The 20,794-nt window shown below is 62.2% G+C and carries 19 protein-coding genes; 8 read left to right on the forward strand and 11 right to left on the reverse strand.

Annotated elements, in window-relative coordinates; translation table 11 throughout:
- Positions 1-82 precede the first annotated feature (82 nt).
- From HX898_RS06100 to HX898_RS06125, 6 genes are all read left to right on the forward strand, one after another.
- Positions 83-877 (forward strand): potassium channel family protein, encoded by a 795-nt coding sequence (locus HX898_RS06100; protein WP_138329548.1) that lies wholly within the window; start codon positions 83-85, stop codon positions 875-877.
- A 343-nt stretch (positions 878-1,220) separates the two neighbouring features.
- Entirely contained in the window at positions 1,221-2,012 is a 792-nt protein-coding gene (locus tag HX898_RS06105) for an SDR family oxidoreductase (protein ID WP_180194229.1), read from the forward strand.
- A gap of 141 nt (positions 2,013-2,153) precedes the next feature.
- On the forward strand, positions 2,154-2,375 hold the full coding sequence (locus tag HX898_RS06110) for a hypothetical protein (RefSeq protein WP_180193656.1): 222 nt from the start codon (positions 2,154-2,156) through the stop codon (positions 2,373-2,375).
- A gap of 120 nt (positions 2,376-2,495) precedes the next feature.
- Positions 2,496-2,984, forward strand: coding sequence for a cupin (locus tag HX898_RS06115; protein WP_180194230.1), 489 nt, complete (start codon positions 2,496-2,498; stop codon positions 2,982-2,984).
- A 209-nt stretch (positions 2,985-3,193) separates the two neighbouring features.
- Entirely contained in the window at positions 3,194-4,129 is a 936-nt protein-coding gene (locus HX898_RS06120) for an MBL fold metallo-hydrolase (RefSeq protein WP_138330061.1), read from the forward strand.
- Positions 4,130-4,349: 220 nt separating this feature from the next.
- Complete coding sequence (locus HX898_RS06125) at positions 4,350-5,312, forward strand: AEC family transporter (protein ID WP_138389246.1); 963 nt, start codon at positions 4,350-4,352, stop codon at positions 5,310-5,312.
- On the opposite strand, the gene HX898_RS06130 is transcribed toward HX898_RS06125, so the two are convergent.
- Genes HX898_RS06130 through cysG form a run of 5 tightly spaced genes read right to left on the reverse strand, consistent with a single transcriptional unit; the run spans position 5,280 to position 10,485 of the window.
- A complete protein-coding gene (locus HX898_RS06130; protein WP_138389247.1) occupies positions 5,280-6,491 on the reverse strand; it encodes a UbiH/UbiF family hydroxylase in 1,212 nt (403 codons plus the stop codon). The two genes, HX898_RS06125 and HX898_RS06130, sit on opposite strands and share 33 nt — an antisense overlap.
- A 38-nt stretch (positions 6,492-6,529) precedes the next feature.
- Complete coding sequence (locus HX898_RS06135; RefSeq protein WP_138329556.1) at positions 6,530-7,042, reverse strand: DUF934 domain-containing protein; 513 nt, start codon at positions 7,040-7,042, stop codon at positions 6,530-6,532.
- A gap of 10 nt (positions 7,043-7,052) precedes the next feature.
- A complete protein-coding gene (locus HX898_RS06140; RefSeq protein WP_180194231.1) occupies positions 7,053-8,723 on the reverse strand; it encodes a nitrite/sulfite reductase in 1,671 nt (556 codons plus the stop codon).
- 8 nt (positions 8,724-8,731) lie between these two features.
- Positions 8,732-9,046, reverse strand: coding sequence for a DUF2849 domain-containing protein (locus HX898_RS06145; protein WP_011651871.1), 315 nt, complete (start codon positions 9,044-9,046; stop codon positions 8,732-8,734).
- 2 nt (positions 9,047-9,048) lie between these two features.
- Entirely contained in the window at positions 9,049-10,485 is a 1,437-nt protein-coding gene (gene cysG, locus HX898_RS06150; RefSeq protein WP_180194362.1) for a siroheme synthase CysG, read from the reverse strand.
- A gap of 268 nt (positions 10,486-10,753) precedes the next feature.
- Here cysG and HX898_RS06155 point away from each other — a divergent pair, with 268 nt between their 5' ends.
- Both HX898_RS06155 and mazG read left to right on the forward strand, forming a co-directional pair.
- Positions 10,754-11,341 (forward strand): nucleoside deaminase, encoded by a 588-nt coding sequence (locus HX898_RS06155; protein WP_180194232.1) that lies wholly within the window; start codon positions 10,754-10,756, stop codon positions 11,339-11,341.
- A 64-nt stretch (positions 11,342-11,405) separates the two neighbouring features.
- Positions 11,406-12,251, forward strand: a complete 846-nt coding sequence (mazG, locus tag HX898_RS06160; RefSeq protein WP_180194233.1) for a nucleoside triphosphate pyrophosphohydrolase — start codon at positions 11,406-11,408, stop codon at positions 12,249-12,251.
- 181 nt (positions 12,252-12,432) lie between these two features.
- On the opposite strand, the gene hflX is transcribed toward mazG, so the two are convergent.
- From hflX to HX898_RS06190, 6 genes are all read right to left on the reverse strand, one after another.
- Positions 12,433-13,758 carry a GTPase HflX gene (hflX, locus tag HX898_RS06165; RefSeq protein ID WP_180194234.1) on the reverse strand — a complete coding sequence of 442 codons (1,326 nt, stop codon included), beginning with the start codon at positions 13,756-13,758 and terminating at the stop codon, positions 12,433-12,435.
- 77 nt (positions 13,759-13,835) lie between these two features.
- Entirely contained in the window at positions 13,836-14,078 is a 243-nt protein-coding gene (gene hfq / locus HX898_RS06170) for an RNA chaperone Hfq (RefSeq protein WP_003539403.1), read from the reverse strand.
- Positions 14,079-14,190: 112 nt separating this feature from the next.
- A complete protein-coding gene (locus tag HX898_RS06175) occupies positions 14,191-15,054 on the reverse strand; it encodes a D-amino-acid transaminase (RefSeq protein ID WP_180194235.1) in 864 nt (287 codons plus the stop codon).
- Between the two features lie 65 nt (positions 15,055-15,119).
- Positions 15,120-16,484 carry a sigma-54 dependent transcriptional regulator gene (locus tag HX898_RS06180; RefSeq protein ID WP_003559163.1) on the reverse strand — a complete coding sequence of 455 codons (1,365 nt, stop codon included), beginning with the start codon at positions 16,482-16,484 and terminating at the stop codon, positions 15,120-15,122.
- The gene (locus HX898_RS06185; protein ID WP_138329570.1) at positions 16,474-18,744 is read right to left on the reverse strand and encodes a PAS domain-containing sensor histidine kinase; all 2,271 of its coding nucleotides are present in this window, start codon (positions 18,742-18,744) and stop codon (positions 16,474-16,476) included. The genes HX898_RS06180 and HX898_RS06185 overlap by 11 nt, the downstream gene beginning before the upstream one ends.
- A 312-nt stretch (positions 18,745-19,056) precedes the next feature.
- On the reverse strand, positions 19,057-20,046 hold the full coding sequence (locus HX898_RS06190) for an aldo/keto reductase (protein ID WP_138389253.1): 990 nt from the start codon (positions 20,044-20,046) through the stop codon (positions 19,057-19,059).
- Positions 20,047-20,794 lie beyond the last annotated feature (748 nt).

Here is a 20,794-nt window from a genome sequence, read left to right on the forward strand (position 1 = left end):
GTGGTCGAGCAGAAAGACTGTCACCGAGGAGTTCGATCTCTTGGCGACTTGCGGACGCCAATGAGGGATCTACATTCCCTGGATGAAAACCTTCGAATCCGACAACGGCTCTCGGCAGAATTCGCTTCGTCAGGTGCTGCGAAGGCTCGATAGGGCCGACGGCAGGCAGGCGGTCACCTTTCGGCTGGTATTTGCTGCCATTGACGTCGCCATTCTCGCCTTCTTCCTGCTCGGCCCGTACCTGCGATCCGGTCCGTCCTATCTGATCATCGACTATGCGATAGCAGTGTGGATCGCCGCCGAGATGGTCGGCCGGGCGGTCGCCGCATACTCTGTGCGCGAGTGGATTCGGCGGCCGATGACCTGGATCGACTTCGTGGTGCTGGCCACGCTGTTGCTGCCGGACCTGCTCTTCAATTTCGCTTTCCTGCGGATCATGCGGCTCTGGGCGATCGGCACGAGTCCGCTGCTCAAGGACTTGCTGCGCAAGGCCGGCTATTTATACCTTCTCGACGTCGTCCGGGCGGTGATCAATCTGCTTGTGTTCCTCTTCATGGCAACCGGGTTCGTCTATACGTCCTTCTTCTACAACAGGGAGGGAAGCGAAGGATTCGTCGATGCGCTATACTTCACGGTCGCGACGGTGACGACGACGGGATTCGGAGACATCACGCTTCCGGGAACGCTGGGCAAGCTCACTTCCGTTGTGACGATGATCGTCGGCATCTCCCTATTCGTCAGGCTTGCTCAGGCAGTCGTCCGCCCTCACAAGGTGACCTATTCCTGCCACCGATGCGGCCTTCAGCGCCATGACGCCGACGCCGTTCATTGCAAGGCGTGCGGAGAGGTCTTGAACATACCGGACGAGGGATCGTGACCGTCGACCCTGGCTGGACGATACGCCAGGAAATCGCACGCAGTCGTCGTCTGAGAGGGCGCCCAAGATCGTATTGGGACAACCAGTGAACGCGGAATCTTGCAAGCGAGCCACGTCTTCAGGTTGGAGCGCAGCCCCGCGGATGTTGTTGTGCCAGCTCATTGGCTTGCGCCGCCCCGGCGCACCATTTCAAATCGGGTCCGTCGGATTGCAGCCCGCCCATGCCGGGGAGCACGCAGCCGTCGACATCATCCTCTCGCGAGAGGATTATCCGCATCGTGGGCTGTTGCGAGACCGGTCGCCAGTTCATACGTTCTGTCATCCAACCTCACAGGAGCAGAAGATGAAGATCGACCTTACAGGCAAGACCGCTCTGGTTACCGGATCCACCGAAGGCATTGGATACGCAATCGTCCGCCAGCTCGCGAGGGCGGGTGCGAACGTGGTGGTCAACGGCCGGTCCGAGGAAAAGACCGCGAAGGCCGCCGACCGCCTGAAAGGCGAAGGCGCCAAGGGAAGCGTGACCGCGGCGGCAGCGGATCTCGCAACCGCTGGCGGATGTGACGCTCTTGTCGCCCAAGTTCCTCACGTGGATATCCTCATCAACAACGCGGGCATCTTCCAGCCGCTAGACTTCTTCGATGCGGACGACGAGGTATGGGACCGCCACTGGCAGGTGAACGTCATGTCCGCCGTCAGGCTTTCGCGCGTATATCTTCCGGGCATGCAGAAGCTCGATTGGGGCCGCGTCATCTTCATCGCGTCGGAATCCGGCTTTAACATACCGGTCGAGATGATCCACTACGGTGTCAGCAAGACCGCAGACATCGCGGTTGCCCGCGGCCTTGCCAAACGCATGGCTGGCACGGGCGTCACCGTGAACTCCGTCCTTCCCGGCCCCACGCTGTCCGAAGGCGTCGAGGCGATGCTCGCCGAGGAACGTGCGAAGACAGGGAAACCGATCGAGGAGGTGGCGGCGGATTTCGTCAAGAAGCACCGCGCCGGTTCGATCATCCAACGCGCCGCGAGCGTCGAGGAAATTGCCAATCTCGTCACCTATCTGGCCTCCCCTTTGGCGTCCGCCACGACTGGAGCTTCGATGCGCGTGGACGGAGGCCTGATCGACACGCTCTGACGGACTTCACCGACCGGCCACTGCACCGTCTTCGTTGGAAGTTGTCTCCGCGATGCGCTGCAGTGGCGGGCTATTTTGGCGGCCTTTCCAAAGCCCTCCAATTCTCACCCTTTCGCAGACCAGTAGCTTATCGAAAAGACGGTGCTCGAAGTAGCCTTGATCTTTCGCGCGCCTACCATGGTCCGTTGGCCCGGCAAGGTGCCTCCCGGCAGTCTGCAAAACGGCATCATAACCGGCCTCGAATGGTTCCCCACATTCGTGGCCGCCGCCGGCGATCCCAACATCATTGATGAGCTTAACCTCAATGCGTCGTCTCCGAAACCACGGCACGTCAAGGAACCGCTGGCGACCGCCAAGGTTTAGCCTCGAGCCATCAGCGCAGATGAGTTCAATGGAAAACGCAACGAAAGACTTGGGCGAACAACGTCGACGGCTCGATGGCCGTTGCGTCGCGGCAATCGACCACTACCTTGGGAATTCAGCATGAACATCGAGACGATAATTTTCGAGCCGAGCGACTGGGTCCCGAACAACCCGCATCTTCCTGTATTGCTTTACAGAGGGCTGTTTGCCGACGGCGGACCGACCGATTTCGAACGTCGCTTCGCGGCAAACGGTTGGACAGGCATCTGGGCAAACGGTGTCTTCGATTATCAGCACTACCATTCCGGTGCCCATGAAGTGCTGGGGATTGGACTTGGTAGCGCCACGCTGCTGATTGGTGGTCCCGGCGGTCAAGCAATAGCGGTGGCGGCCGGAGACTGTCTGGTGCTTCCAGCCGGGACAGGGCATCAGAATCTCGGCTGCACGTCGAACTTCCAGGTCATCGGCGCTTATCCTAAGGGACAGCATGCCGACATTCAGACTTCGGCTGCTTCTAGCGAAACGCTGACGAAAATCTCGTCAGTACCCTTACCCCACACCGATCCCGTTCAAGGACCATCGGGATTTCTCATCGAGAAATGGCGGTAGCAGGGCTTGCCGCGTTCGCCAATCTGATCGACGCCGCCCCCATCAGCACCACGCCGGCAGCAAAAAGCGAGGCCTGCACCTATGCCGAGGTATGGCTCGGCCTGTCCCTCGACCCACTCGCCCTTATCCCTCGACCCAATCGATCGCAAACACGCCTCCATGTAGCGTCGTCGATGCCGCGCATAGGCGGCGGTCAGAAGGAGACAGACATGAGCCTCGAGACAAGCATGAGCCAGGAAAACACATTTCATCCCGGTAGACCCCCGCTCGACGAGTTGGTTCCGTCGCGCTATGCGCTGAATATCGGCGAGATTGAGGTGCTGGTGGTCAGCGATGGGGTGCTACCGCTCCCAACCGCGATGCTGGGACACAACATCGATCCCGCCGTCCGAGCGGCCTGGCTGAAAGACATGTTCCTGCCGCCGGACGCCTTGGATTGGGCGCTGAACGTGGTCGTGGTGCGCAGCGGCGACCAGACCATACTCCTCGACGCCGGGCTGGGGCTCGACCCGGACTTGCACCTGCCGAAGGCCGGGCAGCTGATCAAGCGACTGGAGGCCGCCGGCATCGATCTTGCGTCGGTGACCGACGTGGTCCTGACCCACATGCACATGGACCACATTGGCGGGCTGCTCGTCGACGGAGTGAAGGACCAGCTGCGTCCGGACCTGCGGATCCACGTGGCGGCGGCCGAGGTCAAGTTCTGGGAGGCGCCCGATTTCTCCCGGGTCTCCATGCCGCCGGGGTTCCCGGACGCGCTTCGGGCGACCGCCAAGCGGTTCGCCAAAGAGTATCGCAGCCATTTCAGGCTGTTCGATGACGAGTACGAGGTGGCGCCGGGCGTGGTCGTCCATCGCACCGGCGGCCACACCCCCGGGCACAGCGTGATCCGCCTGGCGTCCGGCGGCGACCGGCTGATGTTTGCCGGCGACGCCGTGTTCGCGGTGGGGTTCGAACACCCCGACTGGTTCAACGGCTTCGAACATGACCCCGAGGAGGCGGCGCGCGTTCGGATCCGTCTTTTGCGGGAGCTGGCGGAGACCGGCGAGCAGCTGGTGGCCACTCACCTGCCGTTCCCGTCCGTCGGCCGGGTGGCGGTCGACGGCGATGCCTTTCGTTGGGTGGCGGCCTTCTGGGACTATTAATCGCTTGTTGGGGGTCGTAGAGCGTGTGCTCATCGCGTGAATGAGTCCACGCTCTACTGGTTTGTTTTTGAGCAATTCCGAACGCTAAACCACTACACATTTTCACTCGGAATTGCTCTTGTTTCTGTGCAATTCCGGACGAAAACCGCTACACACTTTTGCTGGAATTGCTTAAGTCAGATCCTGACCCGCCCATCATCCCCGCGCCCTGGAAGACCTCTTGGCCGATATTGTCAGCCTGCTATTGCCGTTCTTCGGCCTGATCCTGATCGGTTACATCGCCGCCAAGGCGACGAAGCAGCCGGCCGAAGCGCTCGGCTGGCTGAATACCTTCATCATCTATGCCGCCCTGCCCGCTCTGTTCTTCAAGCTCGTCTCGCGTACGCCGATCGAGGAGCTGACGCGGGTCGATTTCATCGTCACCGATATCGCGGCGACCTATGCGGTCTTCATCCTGCTTTTCGTCATCGGCCGCGTCGTGCGCGGCAATTCGCTGGCCGATTGCACCATCCAGTCCTTTGCCGGCGCCTATGGCAATATCGGATATATGGGGCCGGGCTTGGCACTCTTGGCGCTCGGCGAAGGCGCGGCCGTGCCGGTGGCGCTGATCATCTGCTTCGAGAACGCGCTGCATTTCATCGTGGCGCCGGCGCTGATGGCCGCGGCCGGCGACGACAAGCGTTCAACAGGCCAACTCGCCGCCGATATCGTGCGGAAGGTCGCGCTGCATCCCTTCATCCTGTCGACGGCGCTGGGCTTTGCTGTGGCCGCCTTGCACATCGACCAGCCGACGGCGTTTCAGCGCTTGGTCGACTATCTCGCCCAGGCGGCAGCTCCCTGCGCGCTCTTTGCCATGGGCGTGACGCTGGCGCTCCGGCCGCTGAAACGGATCCCGGCTGAGATCTCCTATATCGTGCCGGCGAAGCTGATCCTGCATCCGATCGCGGTTTTCATTGCGCTGACAGCGGTTGGTGGTTTCGAGCCGGTCTGGATCCAGGCGGCCGTGCTGCTTGCCTCACTGCCGACGGCGACCAATGTCTTCGTCATCGGCCAGCAATATGGCGTCTGGCAGGAGCGTGCCTCGGCGACGATCCTGATCACCACCGTGTTTTCGGTGGTGACTGTCTCGCTCTGGCTGATCGTGATCCGATCAGGCCTTCTTCCGCTTCAGCTTTTCCCGTAGCGCATCCGGAATATCGCGAAAGCCGCGGCCGGGCTCGATGCCCTCGCGCATGACGATGTTGCGCAGCGGGTGTATGGACGAGAGGATATGCAGGCCGGCGGCCCGCAGCATCTGGACGGGCAGGAAATCCGAAAGCAGCGAGCGGTTGAGGATATCGACGCTTGCCGTGCGCGTCATGATGTCGGCGCGGCGCCTGCGGTCGAAGCTTTCGCCGGCATCGGCCGGCACCGGCAATTCCGCCCTGTCGCACAGGATATCGGCAAGCGCCATGATATCGCGCAGGCTGAGGTTCAGCCCCTGCGCCCCGATCGGCGGGAAGACATGGGCGGCCTCGCCGATCAGCGCGATCCGTCCCTTGCCGAAACGATGCGCCATCATGCCGGAGAGCGGCCAGACCTGGACGCCCTCTTCGACATCAACCTTGCCGAGCATGGATTGCATGCGCGCCTCGACAAGGGCGCTGAGATCGGCAAGCGGCAATTCCATCCGGCTCGCCGCCTCGGCCGGATCCTGCACCCAGACCAGGCTGGAGCGGCTTCCCGGCAGCGGAACCTGGGTGAAGGGGCCATGTTTGGTGTGGAATTCGGTCGAGATATTCTGGTGCGGCAGCGAATGGGCGAAATTCAGCACCATGGCCGATTGCGGATAGGACCAGTTGCGCACGGTGATGCCTGAGGTCTCGCGCAGCTTCGAGCCGCGGCCATCGGCGCCGACGGCAAAATCAGCCGACAGCGTCTCGCCGCCGGCAAGCGTGATCGAGACGGCCTCGACCGATACTTCGATCGATTCGGCCATATCGGTGAAGCGGGTAATATTGCCCTCGCCGGCCGCGGCCTCTTCGAGAATGCCGGTCAACGCCTTGTTGGGGAAATTGTAGCCAAAGGCATCGAGGCCGACCTCGGCCGCACGGAAAGTCGTGGTCGGGGCGCGCAGCAGCCGATCGGTACCGTCGACGATGCGCATGCTGGTGAGAGGGGCGGCTGCGGGGCGGAGCTTTTCCCAGAGCGCCAGGCGGTCGAGGAAGCGGATCGATTGATCCATCAGCGCCGTGGTGCGCCGATCCTCCTTCGGAGCGAGGGGTGCCACCAGCGCGACATTGCGACCGCCGCGCGCCAGCGCGATTGCGGCGATCATGCCGGCGAGACCGCCACCGATCACCGCCACTTCGAATCTCTTCATGCTACCGTTCCGTCAAGGTAAAACGGCTGACCAGCCGCTTATGCGGCCGGCTTCGCCTGACGGCGCCAACTATAGCCCTTGCCGGCGTCGGCGTCACGCACCGCCGGCTGATAATGATGGGGAATGGCGGGAAGACGGTTTTCGGAAAGCCGCTTCAGCGCCGTGGCGTTGGTGACGGAAAAGCTGTCAATGCCGACGCGCAGCATCAGCGGCACCTGATCGATCAGCACGTCGCCGACGGCACGCAGCTCATTGATGTAGCCGAGGCGCTGGCGCAGCAGCGAGGCGTGGCTGAAGGCGCGGCCGTCGTTGAACGCCGGAAAGGCGACGGCGACGATTTCGAGGCGATCGAGATAGGGCTCCAGCCGGCGCACGTCGTCGGCCGGCTTGATCAGCACGCCGAGGCCGACATCGTTGCTTTCGTCGGCCCTGGCGATCAGTTCATCGAGACCGAGCAGTGGCTTCTGCTCCTCGGTCGCCTTCACCTCGTCGGTTTCGATCACCCAGGGATCGTTTTCGACAAAACCGGTTTCTCTCCAGATCTTCGTCATCATCCCCTCCTTATGCCGCTTCGGCGGCCGAGCCGTAGAGCGCAGTCTTGAACGGCTGCGGTCCGACACGGCGATAAGCGGCGAGGAAGTTCTCGGAATGATCGAGGCGCAGGCCGAGATAGGTGTCGACGATCGTCTCGATCGCGTCCGTCACCCGGTCCGGCTCGAAGCCGCGGCCGATGATTTCGCCGATCGAGGTATGTTCGTCGCCGGAGCCGCCGAGCGTGATCTGGTAGAGTTCGGCACCCTTCTTCTCGACACCAAGCAGGCCGATATGGCCGACATGGTGATGGCCGCAGGCATTGATGCAGCCGGAGATCTTGATCTTCAGCTCACCGATCTCAGCCTGGCGTTCGGCATTGCCGAAGCGGCGGGAGATTTCCTGCGCCAGCGGAATGGAGCGCGCATTGGCGAGCGCGCAGTAGTCCAGCCCCGGACAGGCAATGATATCGGTGATCAGGCCGGCATTGGCTTCGGCAAGATTGATGGCGACGAGGCCGCGATAGACGGCTTCGAGATCGGCAAGCGCCACATGCGGCAGGATGAGGTTCTGCTCATGGCTGACGCGGATTTCATCGAAGGCATATTCCTCGGCAAGATCGGCGATCGCATCCATCTGCGCATCCGAGGCATCGCCCGGAATGCCGCCGATCGGCTTCAGCGAGATCGTCACCATGCCGTAATCGGGGTTCTTGTGCGGCTGCACGTTCTGCTGGACCCAGCGGGCGAAACCGGAATCGGCCTTCTTCCAGCGGGCGAGGTTTTCCCAGCCTTCGGCGCGCTCGGGCAGCTCAGGCGGCGCGAAATAGGCAGCGATCGACTGGACGTCCTTTTCCGGCAGCTTGAGCTCGGTATCCTTCAGCGCGGCGAATTCAGCCTCCACCTGGCGCGTCAGCTCCTCGGTGCCGGTTTCGTGCACGAGGATCTTGATGCGGGCCTTGTATTTGTTGTCGCGGCGGCCGTGCAGATTGTACACGCGCACGATAGCCGTGGTGTAGGAGAGCAGGTCTTCCTCGGGCAGGAAGTCGCGGATCAGCTTGGCGATCATCGGCGTACGGCCCTGGCCGCCGCCGACATAGACGGCAAAGCCGATCTCGCCCTTGTCGTTCGTCTTCACATGCAGGCCGATATCATGGACCTGGATTGCGGCGCGGTCACGCTCGGCGCCGGTGACGGCGATCTTGAACTTGCGCGGCAGGAAGGAGAATTCCGGGTGGACCGACGACCACTGGCGCAGGATTTCGGCGTAAGGACGCGGATCGGCGATCTCATCGGCGGCAGCACCGGCGAAATGATCGGCGGTGACGTTTCTGATGCAGTTGCCCGAGGTCTGCAGGGCATGCATTTCGACGCTCGCGAGGTCTGCCAGCGCATCTGGAATATCCGACAGCTTCGGCCAGTTGAACTGCAGGTTCTGGCGCGTGGTGAAGTGGCCATAGCCGCGGTCATAGGTCCGGGCGATATGGGCGAGCATGCGCAGCTGGCGCGAGCTCAGCGTGCCATAGGGAATGGCGATGCGCAGCATGTAGGCGTGGAGCTGCAGGTAGACGCCGTTCATCAGGCGCAGCGGCTTGAACGCGTCCTCGGCGAGCTCGCCGGAAAGGCGGCGCTGGACCTGATCGCGAAACTGCTCGACGCGCTCGGTAACAAAGGCATGGTCAAATTCGTCGTAACGGTACATCGTCTTCCTCAGACTGCAATGAATTCGGGATCGGCAGGAGCGTAGCCCGGGGCATATTCCATGGTCGGGCCTTGTGCGCGGATGCGCTCACGAAGGCGAAGCGGCCAGAGAATGCCGTTGGTTTCCTGAACGTCGACGACGGCGACGTCAACGACCTCGTTGTCGGCATAGGATTTCTTGCCGATCGCCTCCAGCGCCGCAACGGCCTCGGCATGACGGGCAACGAGCGCCTCCTGCAACGACGTGGACCACTTGCCGTTCGCATCCAGCCAGACGGCAATGCCGTCCGTCAGCCGGTTGGCGGTCAGAACCTTGTCACCCATATTCAGCTCCTTGCAAGTTCCTCGAGCCGGGCGTTTGCGCGCACCAAGGGCTCGGACAGTTCGAAATTGGCGCCGGCGACCGCATCGCCGATGATGACCATGACGGGCCCGGTCAACTCGTCGCGGTGCTGCAGATCGGGCAGATCGGCAAGCGTGCCATGCAGCAGGCGGCGATCGGCGCGGCTGGCATTTTCGATGACGGCGACAGTGGTTTCGGCGGGGATGCCCGCCTGCATCAGCCGCTCGGCGACGGAGGCGGCAACCGTGCGGCCCATATAGACGGCGATCGTCGCGCCGGAAACGGCAAGGCTTGCCCAATCGGGCAGCACGTCGCCTGTGAGATCATGGCCGGTGGTGAAGACCAGCGAGGAGGCGACGCCGCGCAGCGTCAGCGGCAGCTCGAAATCGGCAGCGGCGGCGAAAGCCGAGGTGATGCCAGGCACGACCTCATAGGTGATACCGGCAGCACGCAGTGCGGCCATCTCTTCCCCTGCCCGGCCGTAGACCAGCGGATCGCCGGATTTCAGACGGACGACACGTTTACCCTGGCGGCCGAGCTCGACCAGCAGGTCGTTGATTTCTTCCTGGGACTTCGAGTGGCAGCCCTTGCGCTTGCCGACAGAAAGCCGCTCGGCATCGCGGCGGCCCATATCGACGATCGCCTGCGGCACCAGCGCGTCATAGACGATGACGTCGGCTTCCATCATCACGCGCTGAGCGCGCAGCGTCAGCAGATCCTCGGCACCCGGACCGGCGCCGACCAGCCAGACGTGGCCGGCGACCTTGTCCATCGCGTGCAGCAGCCGGTCGGCGGCATGGCGGGCCTGCGGCAGGTTGCCGTTGGCGACCGCATCGGCAACGGCACCGGAAAAGAAGCGGCGCCAGAAGACCCGGCGGGAGACGCCTCTGGGAATCAGTTGTTCGACAGCCTTGCGGTAGCTCGTCGCCAGCCCGGCAAGGCGGCCGAGCGAGGGCGAAAGAAGCTGGTCGATCTGCGCGCGGATCATCTGCGCCAGAACCGGCCCTGCCCCTTCGGTGCCGATCGCAACAGCGACGGGTGCGCGGTTGACCAGCGCCGGCGTGAAGAAATCGCAGTAATCGGGCTGATCGACGGCATTGGCCGGAATTCTGGCAGCGCGAGCGGCATCGACGATGCTGCGGTCATCAGCTTCATTGCCGGTTGCGGCGAAAACGAGCGCTGAACCGTCGGCCTGTTCGGCTGAGAAGGCAGCGCGCACGGTCTCGATCCGGTTGGCGATCAGGAAAGCGTGGTAATCGGCTTCCGGCCGGTCGGCATAGGCGACAATCCGCGCCTTTGTGTTCAGCAGCAGCCGCACCTTGGCGAACGCTTCGTCACCATTGCCGAAGACAGCCGTCTTCTGGCCTTCCACGCGGAAGAAGGCGGGAAATACCGAAAGCTGTTCAGTCTTGGAAGGCATCATCAATCCACTTCGAGGTTGCCGGAATATGCCCTTGATCGACAAGGGATTGAAGGAACAGAAATTCGAAAGCCCAAGCAAGCAGGTATTCTTTTGCTCGTGCCGTCAGTGATTTGAGAAAAGTCACCCGTGCTGCCAAAAAGCCGCATATTCTCAGCCCGCTTGCTGCAGCGCAGTATAAAGCCTGTGACAAAAGACGTCCACCGCTGCTTCCCGCATTTCACTCGCGCCGCCAAGGCGATAGACTTAGGAAAACTGGAGGGCCCTCATGCCTGATAAGACCATTGCCTCCCGCCTGCTTCAGGTCATGGAAGAGGATATCCTGCCGCTGACGGAGCGTGGCGTTTCGCTTGGCAATAAGGTGTTCGGTGCGGCGATCTTAAGGAAATCCGATCTTTCGCTCGTTGTCGCCGAGACCAATAACGAGCTGGAGAATCCGCTCTGGCACGGCGAGGTGCATACGCTGAAGCGCTTCTACGAGCTTGGCGACAAGCCGCCGACCAAGGATCTGATCTTCCTGTCGACGCACGAACCCTGCACCATGTGCATGTCGGCGATCACCTGGGCGGGCTTCGATAATTTCTACTATTTCTTCAGCCATGAGGATTCCCGCGACGCCTTCGCCATTCCGCACGACCTGAAGATCCTGAAGGAGGTCTTCGGGCTTGAACCCGGCGGCTATCGCAGGCAAAACGCCTTCTGGAACAGCTTTGCCATCGCCGATCTTGTCGAGACCGAAGAGGCTCAGCTGAAGACCGCGCTGAAGGCGCAGACCGCCGGCATCAAGGCGCGCTACGACGCGCTGTCGTCCAGCTACCAATCGTCGAAGAGCGCCAACGACATCCCCCTAAACTGAGGGCCCCTGAACTGAGGGCCGCTGAACTGGCCCACCGAACTGAAGCCCGCTGAACCGAGGCAACATGGAACCTTCCAAAGACATTTCGCGGCTGATCGAGATCATGGCGGCGCTGCGCCATCCCGAAACCGGCTGCCCCTGGGACATCGTGCAGAACTTCGAGACGATCAAGCCCTATACGATCGAGGAGGCCTATGAGGTCTCCGATGCGATCGAGCGCGGCGATATGGACGATCTCTGCGACGAGCTGGGCGACCTGCTGCTGCAGGTGGTCTTTCACGCCCGCATGGCCGAGGAGGCCGGCGAATTTTCCTTCGGCGACGTGGTCAACGCCATCACCGCCAAGATGATCCGCCGCCACCCGCACGTCTTTGCCCGCTCGGCGGCGGATACACCGGACGCGGTGAAGATACAATGGGACGAGATCAAGCAGGCGGAGAAACGCGAGCGCGCCGAGCGGCGGTCACGGCGCGGCATCACCGAGGACTTCAACAGCGGCTTCCTCGGCTCCGTGCAGCGCAGCTTCCCGGCCTTGACGGAAGCCCTGAAGCTGCAGGAACGCGCAGCCAAGGTCGGCTTCGATTGGTCAGCGCCGGAGCCGATCCTCGACAAGATCGAGGAGGAGATCGGCGAATTGCGGGCAGCCCTCCGCGAAGGCGATCAGGCAAAGGTCAGCGACGAACTCGGCGACCTGATCTTCGCGGTCGTTAATATCGGCCGGCATGTCAAGGCGGATCCGGAACAGGCAGTGCGCGGTACGAATATGAAATTCCGTCGTCGGTTCAGCCATATAGAACAGGTTCTTGAAGCAGAAGGCGAGACGCTGAAAGACGCGACGCTGGAGCGGATGGAGGAAATCTGGCAGGCGGCGAAGGCGATCGAGCGGGTTGTGACGTCGGGGGCTGAGTGAGTTATCGCCTGTCCGGTTCGTGCAGATGGCTGCCCCTCACCCTAACCCTCTCCCCGTAAACGGGTAGAGGGGACGTGCCATACCAGAAATGCGCGGGAGCCGAGACATTGCGGCTTGTCCCTTCGCCCCGTTTACGGGGAGAAGGTGGCGGCAGCCGGATGAGGGGCTGGTCTCGCCGACCTTACCGCTCCCAATCTTCCTTTGAAAACTTCTGGCCATTGCCGATGCGGCGCTCGAGTTCGGTCGCCTCGGTTTCGGACAGGCGCAGATCGAGGGTGATCGTGCCGTCTTCATTGTCCTCACGGCCGTCGACGATCGCGTGATCGTAAAGCCAGGGCAGCAGCGCCAGCTTGTCGACCGGAAGGCGGATCGTCGCCACGGTCATCACGCCGGACAGCCTGCGGCTGATCTCTTCCATCAGCGTATCGACGCCCTCGCCGCTGACGGCGGAAACCGCCACCACGTTGCTGGCGCCAGCCGATTTCTGCACCATGGTGTCGTGCACCTCGGGCTCCAGCCGGTCGATCTTGTTCCAGACCTCGATCAGCCGCTTTTCGGCTTCGGCCTCGTCGATGCCGAGATCGTTCAGGATGCGCATCACGTCGGAGCTCTGCGCCTGGTTGTCGGCATCGGACATATCGCGGACATGCAGGATGAGATCGGCTTCCAGCACCTCTTCCAGCGTCGCCCGGAAAGCGGCGACCAGATGGGTCGGCAGGTCGGAGATGAAGCCGACGGTGTCGGACAGGATGACGGTGCGGCCGTGCGGCAGTTTCATGCGCCGAAGCGTCGGGTCGAGCGTGGCAAAGAGCATGTCTTCAGCCAGCACGCCGGCGCCGGTGATACGGTTGAACAGCGTCGACTTGCCGGCATTGGTGTAGCCGACCAGCGCCACGATCGGATGCGGCACCTTGCGGCGCTTGGCGCGGTGGAGCTGGCGGGTGCGCACGACCTGCTCCAGCTCGCGTTCAAGCTTGATGATGCGGTCCTGCAGCATCCGCCGGTCGGCTTCGATCTGGGTTTCGCCGGGGCCGCCCATGAAGCCGCCGCCGCCGCGCTGGCGTTCAAGGTGGGTCCAGCTTCGCACCAGACGGCCCTTCTGATAATTCAGATGGGCGAGATCGACCTGCAGCGTGCCTTCCTTGGTGGAGGCGCGGCGGCCGAAGATTTCGAGGATGAGGCCCGTCCGGTCGATGACCTTGGCGTTCCATACCTTTTCGAGGTTGCGCTGCTGCACCGGCGTCAACGGATGATCGACGATGACGAGCCCGGAATCGCGCTCGTCGAGCAGCGCCTTGATCTCCTCGATCTTGCCGGTGCCGAGCAGTGTGGCCGGTCTCGGATCGTTGACCGGGACGATAGAGCCGTTGACGACATCGAGGTCGATCGCCTGGGCAAGGCCCGTCGCCTCTTCGAGCCGGCTTTCCGGTGTGCGGGTCGAGGCCGATTCGCCCTGGCCGCCGCGACTGCGCGATTTCAGAACCGGCACGACGACAGTCGCGCGCATGTCGTCCCTGTGCTTGGCGGCCTCAGGGATGATCGAATCGTTCTTGGTATCGCGTGTCGAAATGACGGCTGATCCTGTTAGGACGCTGCTTCTTCGCTCTCGAACATCTGCATGGGCTGGCCCGGCATGATCGTCGAGATCGCATGCTTATACACGAGCTGCGAATGGCCGTCACGGCGAAGAAGAACACAGAAATTGTCAAAAGACGTAACAACGCCCGTGAGTTTCACGCCGTTGATCAGAAAGATTGTCAGGGAAATCTTTTGCTTGCGAACAGTATTGAGAAATAAGTCCTGAAGATTCTGAGAACGTTCCGCCATCGCGCCGCTTCTTTCTTTATTGCCGACCTGATCTGGCCGGTAGAATATCAATCAACCTCACCATGCAAAGACCGGTGGCATCCTCATTCCACCTGTCCAGCAAATCTTGGTATCAAATCGCAATCTTTTCCGCAACGTCGAAAAAGGCCTCGCGGACTTTCTGCGAAACGCTACCCGGATGGCCGTTGGCAATGGCCTGGCCATCGACGGAAACGACCGGAAAACAAATGCTTGTGGCTGCAGTGAGGAAGACCTCGCGGGCTGCGAGCATCTCCGAAACGGAGAAGTTCCGCTCGGCGATCGTCAACCCCAGCTTGGCTCCGACATCGATCAGAGTGGTGCGGGTAATGCCGCGCAGAATGCCGTGTTCGGCCGGGCGTGTGACCAGCGTTCCGTCCGGATCGACGATCCAGACATTGGTCGCCGCCCCTTCCTTCACCATGCCGTCGCCGTCGACATAGATCGCTTCCTGGGCGCCGGCCTCCTTGGCCTGCTGGCGGGCCATGGCATTCGGCAGCAGGCCGACGGACTTGATATCGACGCGGTCCCAGCGATTGTCGACAAGGGTGATAGCCTTGATGCCGTTGGCGTTCTTGGCGGCGATGATCTTGGCATCGGTGCTCTTGGCGGTGATGACAAGCGAGGGCGGCGTTCCCTCGGCCGGGAAGACATGATCGCGGCGGGCGACGCCGCGCGTCACCTGCATGTAGAAAAGCCCGTTGCGGACGTGGTTGCGGCGCAGCGTCTCGCGAATGACCTGCGTCAGCGCCGCCCGGCCCATCGGCCAGGCGATGCGCAACTCACCAAGCGATCGGTCGAGACGGTTCATATGGCGCGTGAGGTCGACGATATAGCCGTGGCGAACTTCGCAGACCTCGTAGACGCCATCGGCGAACTGGTAGCCGCGATCCTCGATATGCACGCTGGCATCGGAATGCTTGACGTAGCGGCCATTCACATAGGCAATTCTCGGCATGGGAAACCTGGTCTTCCGGGAAGCAATAGGGGACGCGGCGCGGCGTCGGGCCGCGCCGGATGCACTTAGACGCCGAGCGACTTCAGCTTGCGGTGCAGCGCCGAACGCTCCATGCCGACGAATTCCGCGGTGCGCGAGATATTGCCGCCGAAGCGGTTGATCTGGGCGATCAGATAGTCCTTCTCGAACATCTCGCGGGCTTCGCGCAGCGGCAACGTCATGATGTGATAGTCGTTCTTGGCGGACACCTTCGGCAGCATGTCGCCGAGATCGGTCGGCAGCATGTCGGCGGTGATCGGCGCATCCGGGCCGTCGGTGCGGGCAAGGATCATCAGCCGCTCGATATTGTTGCGCAGCTGGCGGATGTTGCCGGGCCAATCATGCGCCTGCAGCACGGCCATGGCGTCGTCGCCGATGCGGCGCGGACGGATGCCGGCCTGCTCGGAAATCTGGCGCATCAGCTGGTCGACAAGGAAGGGAATGTCCTCGCGCCGTTCGGCAAGTGCGGGCACACGCACCGGCACGACGGCAAGGCGATGGTAGAGATCCTCGCGGAACCAGCCCTCGGCGATGCGGCTCTCGAGATTATAGGCCGTCGAGGAGATGATGCGAACATCGACCTTGACACGCTTGGAACCGCCGACGCGCTCGAACTGCTGGTCGACCAGGACGCGGAGGATCTTGTTCTGCGTCTCGCGCGGCATTTCGCCGACTTCGTCGAGATAGAGGATGCCGCGATGGGCTTCCTCGAGCGCGCCGATCTTGCGCGCCTGGCCGGGCGTGCCCTCGGTGCCGAACAGCGCCACTTCCATGCGTTCGGGCGTGATGTTGGCGGCGTTGATCGCAACGAAGGGGCCGTTGGCGCGAGCCGACTTCTTGTGGATCATCCGCGCCACCAGCTCCTTGCCGGAGCCCGACGCGCCGAGGATCATGATGCGGCTGTTGGTCGGTGCAACCTTCTCGATCGTCTGGCGCAGCTGCGAAACGGCAACCGATGTGCCGATCAGCTCCAGCGCGTCCCCGGTGCGGCGCTTCAGATCTGAGACCTCGCGCTTCAGCTTGGAATTCTCCAGCGCGCGTTCGGCGATCAGGATCAGCCGGTCGGCCTTGAAGGGCTTTTCGATGAAATCGAAGGCGCCGCGCTTGATCGCCGAGACGGCGGTCTCGATGTTGCCATGGCCTGAGATCATCACGACGGGCAATTCCGGATGGCGGGTCCTGATCTCGTCGAGCAGTGACAGACCATCGAGCTTGCTGCCCTGCATCCAGATATCGAGGAAGATCAGCCGCGGCACGCGATCGGAAATCGCCGCCAGTGCGCTGTCGCTGTCGTGGGCCGTGCGCGTCTCGTGCCCTTCATCCGAGAGAATGCCGGAAACGATCTCGCGAATATCGTGCTCATCGTCGACGACGAGAATATCAGAGGCCATAAACGCTTTCCTTGTCATTGGCTGCGGGGGCAGAAGACGTCGGATCCAGGCGTGGCAGATGCACGCGGATCATGGCTCCTCTTCCCCGGTCAAAATCGGCGGGCGCATCATGCAGCTCGAGCTGCCCGCCATGTTCCTCGATGATCTTCTTGACGATGGCGAGGCCGAGGCCGGTGCCCTTCTCGCGCATCGTCATATAGGGTTCCAGAATGCTGTGGCGGTTCTCCACCGGCAGGCCGCGGCCATTGTCGATCACGTCGACGGTGAAGCGGTCGCGGCCGGTATCGAGTGCGGCGCGGACGAGAATCTTGCGTTCGTCCCGCTCGTCGCTCGGAACGGCCTCGATCGATTCGACGGCATTCTTGATGAGATTTCCGAAGGCCTGGCCGAGCATGCGGCTGTCGAACAGGCCCTCCAGCGGCTGGTCGCCGAAATCCTGCTCGAAGGTGACGTGATGGTTGCCCATCTCACGCAGGAAGATCGCGTCGCGCAGGATATTGCGCAGGTCGCTCGGCTCCTTGGTCGGCTTCGGCATGCGGGCAAAGGCGGAGAATTCGTCGACCATGCGGCCGATATCGCCGACTTGGCGGATGATGGTATCCGTGCACTGGTCGAAGACGGTCCGGTCACCCGGGTCGATCTGCTTGCCGTAGCGGCGCTGGATGCGCTCGGCGGAAAGCTGGATCGGCGTCAGCGGGTTCTTGATCTCATGGGCGATGCGCCTTGCCACGTCGCCCCAGGCGGTCGAGCGCTGGGCGATGACGAGATCGGTGATGTCGTCGAGCGTGATCACGTAGGATTCGCTCATGTCGCGCACTTCCTCGCGGGTAACCTGCACGCTCAGCGTCCTCACCGTACCGCCGCGCACGAGGGCGATCTGCTTGCGGAAATCGCCGCGATAACGCACCGCCGCCTCGGTCAGCACGTGATCGACCTCTGGCGCGATGTCGACCAGCTGCTTTCCGAGCATCTCGTCGGCCGACAGCGACATCAGCGTTTCGGCCGAACTATTGACGATGGCGATGCGGCGGTCCTGCTCGACGCCGATGACGGCGGCGGTGACGCCCGACAGCACCGCCTCGATGAAGCGACGGCGGTCATCGACCTCGTCCTTGGCCTCGAGGATCTCGTCGCGCTGGGTGCGGATTTCCGAGATCATCTTGTTGAAGGTGCGCGAGAGATTGGCGACGTCGCCATCGACGGCATGCACCGGCACGACGATATCCATATTGCCCGATGCAACGCTGTCGGCGGCGGTGATCAGCAGGCGGATCGGCCGGACGATGCGGTCGGCGACGGCGATTGCGGTCCAGATCGCCGCCAGGAGCACGATCAGCGCGAAGCCGATATAGAGCACGGCAAAGGCGACCTGCAGCGAGAAGCGGTTGGCCTCCATCGAGCGGTATTCGGTGGCGTTCTCCTCCATCATCCGCATGGCGCCCATGACCTTGGGATCAACGGCGCGCACCGTATAGAGGAAGGTGCCCTGGATGGCGTCGAGCTTGATGATGGCGCCGACGAGATTGGTAACGCCGGGCGGGATCAGCGTCGGCTGGCCGGCGGCGGCCTTTTCCAATGCGTCCTGCGGAATGGCCGGCAGCGGCTTTTCGGTGGCGATATCGGCCTGGACGATCACCGAGCCGTCGCGCTCGACGAGGAAGGCGCCGAGCAGGCCGCGCCCCCTCGCCTGGCGGGTCATCAGGTCGGCAAAACCCGTCCTGTCGAGGCTGTAGAGCGCGCGGTTGCGCTCCAGGTCGTTGGCCATGGAGACCGTCTGCCCCTGCAGGTAGCTGGCATTCTCCATCATATAAGCCTGGCCGATATTGCGCGACGAGCTGACGATCGACTGGGTGCGCAGGGCAAACCAGCGGTCAAGACCGGCATTCAGCGTGATGCTGGCAAAGATGGCGACGAGGATCGCCGGCGTGATCGCCACGATCGAAAAGAGCACGACGATGCGGATATGCAGGCGGGCTGCCGCACGGCCGCGGGTGCGCGCCTTGAGCAGCCTTGCCACCTCGCGGCCGATCAAGGCGAGCAGCGTCAGGACAAAGAAGGAATTGACGATCACCGAGGTGATGACGACATGCGAGGTCGGGGCGATCGGCGTCAGACCGAGCAGCACGAACAACGTCGCCGTGGCGCAGAGAAGCGCGCCGCCGGCGAGCACGAGGCCGGGCACGGCAAAAAGGGCGCGGCGGTCGGTCACCGTCGTCACCGTCTCGCCCGCCGCCGCCGGCGATACCCCATCCTGCGTCATTCGGCCTCTCTTCAGGCGGCACCCGCCGCCCTCGCCATCCGATCGAAAACCAAGCAACGCCGGCTTAAAAAAGCCAGCGCCGTAACGACTCGATCGGGAGCGAATGTTCAAAACCCTTGCGTGACCTTTAAGCAACGCATTGTGGCGAAAATGCAACGCGTGTCGTCACATTGTCAAGCCCTGCTTCCCTCGGCGAGCCTTAATCTGACCCGTCGAGGGAAGTTGTTTCACCTGAAGCGCGTCGCAATCTTTCAGATCGCTCCTCGCGCTTAGGTCTTTGTTTTTACGCATGTCGTTATCGCGCGACATGCTTTAGAAGCGACGTGGTCCTTCCGGTTTATTTCCGACGATCGTGTCGATCCGGTCCAGCACGTCAGACGTCATCTTCTCTCGGTGTGAGAGGGCTGCGAGATTGTCCTGCAGCTGGCTGGCGCGCGAGGCTCCAAGAATGACGGTCGAGACGTTGCGGTTGGCGAGGCACCACAAAAGGGCGAGATGCGTGATCGATATCCCGATCTCGTCCGCCAGCTTTGCAAGCTCGCCGACTTGTTTGAGCTGGGCGCGGCCGGCATCGCTGGACCATTTTTCCTTCAGCCATTCATAGCCCGGCAGGTTCATACGGCTGTCGGCCGGCACGCCGTCATTGTATTTGCCGGTCAGGACGCCCGAGGCGAGCGGTGACCAGATCGTGGTGCCAAGGCCGATCAGGTCATACAGCGGCAGATAATCAGACTCGACCTTCTGGCGTTCGAAGATGTTGTACTGCGGCTGCTCCATGGTCGGCGGCGTGATGCGCAAATCCCGGGCAACGGCGTAGGCTTCCGTCAACTGCTGCGCCGACCATTCCGACGTGCCCCAATAGAGCACCTTGCCCTGGGCGACGAGATCGTGCATCGCCCGGACCGTTTCCTCGATCGGCGTGTCGATATCCGGGCGGTGGCAGAAGTAAAGGTCGAGGTAGTCGACCTGAAGCCGCTTGAGTGCTGCGTGGCAGGCGTCGGTCACATGCTTGCGCGACAGGCCGCGCTGCGTCGGCTTCTGGCCTCCCCAGAAGACCTTGCTGGAGACGACGAAGCTGTCACGACTCCAGCCGAGCCTGCTGAGCGCCTCGCCCATCACGATCTCGGATTTGCCGCTTTCATATCCTTCGGCATTGTCGAAGAAGTTCACCCCGTTGTCATAGGCAAGCTTCATGAGGTCGACGGCGTCGCCTCCATTGACCTGCTTGCCGAACGTCACCCATGAGCCGAAGGAGAACTCGCTCACTTTCAGGCCCGACTTTCCCAAACGTCGATATTCCATCATGCAACTCCCGCAAATTATGAATATGTACCGGCCTGTCACCGGGGTCGGCGTCGCCCGATTGATCGACGACCGATTCGCGTAATCTATGGCATGCGCAACGATATGCGAGGCTCAGCCCGCCAAGTTCACCGGCATAGAACAAGATGTCGCAGTTCCCGTCAGCCCCCGACCGTAAAGAAAATGGGCGCTCCACGACATCAGTCGGAGCGCCCGTGGCATGCGATCGACGACGTTTGCGGCGGAGGTCGACGGCAGCAACGGCAGAATGATGAGATTCGGAACGGATAGGCAACATGCGATTGGAATCTGCGACATTATCGACCGCTGATTGATCCTGTCGTCCACCGGATATCCACAGCTTATCCACAGGCACGGCGACGACGACCGCAGCAACTTCAATGACATTCGCCTAGCGTCAAATCACTCCTCACAAATGCTTATGTGACTGTTGAATGACACCGCATTTTTGTTTGTCTGCTTGGATATAAACCGCGACTTCGCTCAGATAGGCTCACCTCTCCTCCCGACCGTGGCGGCGGACGCCGGGAGGGGTGGGCGGTGGGCAACATGAGGGCCCGCCGCCTTCTTTTTTATCGCGCCCCCCGAACACGCTCAGGCGGTGCGGGAACTCCTGTAGACCGAGACGCCAAGTTCCCTGATCTTCTTGCGCAAGGTGTTGCGGTAGAGACCGAGAAGATCGGCCGCCTTGATCTGGTTCCTAACGGCCGTACGTCATCCGCTCGCG

The organism is Rhizobium sp. WYCCWR 11128 (genome assembly GCF_013416305.1).
Classification (GTDB): domain Bacteria; phylum Pseudomonadota; class Alphaproteobacteria; order Rhizobiales; family Rhizobiaceae; genus Rhizobium; species Rhizobium indicum.

Coding starts and splice junctions, on each gene's coding strand:
- HX898_RS06100 (WP_138329548.1), top strand. CDS start 83: ATGAAAACCTTCGAATCCGACAACGGCTCTCGGCAGAATTCGCTTCGT.
- HX898_RS06105 (WP_180194229.1), top strand. CDS start 1,221: ATGAAGATCGACCTTACAGGCAAGACCGCTCTGGTTACCGGATCCACC.
- HX898_RS06115 (WP_180194230.1), top strand. CDS start 2,496: ATGAACATCGAGACGATAATTTTCGAGCCGAGCGACTGGGTCCCGAAC.
- HX898_RS06120 (WP_138330061.1), top strand. CDS start 3,194: ATGAGCCTCGAGACAAGCATGAGCCAGGAAAACACATTTCATCCCGGT.
- HX898_RS06130 (WP_138389247.1), bottom strand. CDS start 6,491: ATGAAGAGATTCGAAGTGGCGGTGATCGGTGGCGGTCTCGCCGGCATG.
- HX898_RS06135 (WP_138329556.1), bottom strand. CDS start 7,042: ATGACGAAGATCTGGAGAGAAACCGGTTTTGTCGAAAACGATCCCTGG.
- HX898_RS06140 (WP_180194231.1), bottom strand. CDS start 8,723: ATGTACCGTTACGACGAATTTGACCATGCCTTTGTTACCGAGCGCGTC.
- HX898_RS06145 (WP_011651871.1), bottom strand. CDS start 9,046: ATGGGTGACAAGGTTCTGACCGCCAACCGGCTGACGGACGGCATTGCC.
- cysG (WP_180194362.1), bottom strand. CDS start 10,485: ATGCCTTCCAAGACTGAACAGCTTTCGGTATTTCCCGCCTTCTTCCGC.
- HX898_RS06155 (WP_180194232.1), top strand. CDS start 10,754: ATGCCTGATAAGACCATTGCCTCCCGCCTGCTTCAGGTCATGGAAGAG.
- mazG (WP_180194233.1), top strand. CDS start 11,406: ATGGAACCTTCCAAAGACATTTCGCGGCTGATCGAGATCATGGCGGCG.
- hflX (WP_180194234.1), bottom strand. CDS start 13,758: ATGCGCGCGACTGTCGTCGTGCCGGTTCTGAAATCGCGCAGTCGCGGC.
- hfq (WP_003539403.1), bottom strand. CDS start 14,078: ATGGCGGAACGTTCTCAGAATCTTCAGGACTTATTTCTCAATACTGTT.
- HX898_RS06175 (WP_180194235.1), bottom strand. CDS start 15,054: ATGCCGAGAATTGCCTATGTGAATGGCCGCTACGTCAAGCATTCCGAT.
- HX898_RS06180 (WP_003559163.1), bottom strand. CDS start 16,484: ATGGCCTCTGATATTCTCGTCGTCGACGATGAGCACGATATTCGCGAG.
- HX898_RS06185 (WP_138329570.1), bottom strand. CDS start 18,744: ATGACGCAGGATGGGGTATCGCCGGCGGCGGCGGGCGAGACGGTGACG.
- HX898_RS06190 (WP_138389253.1), bottom strand. CDS start 20,046: ATGGAATATCGACGTTTGGGAAAGTCGGGCCTGAAAGTGAGCGAGTTC.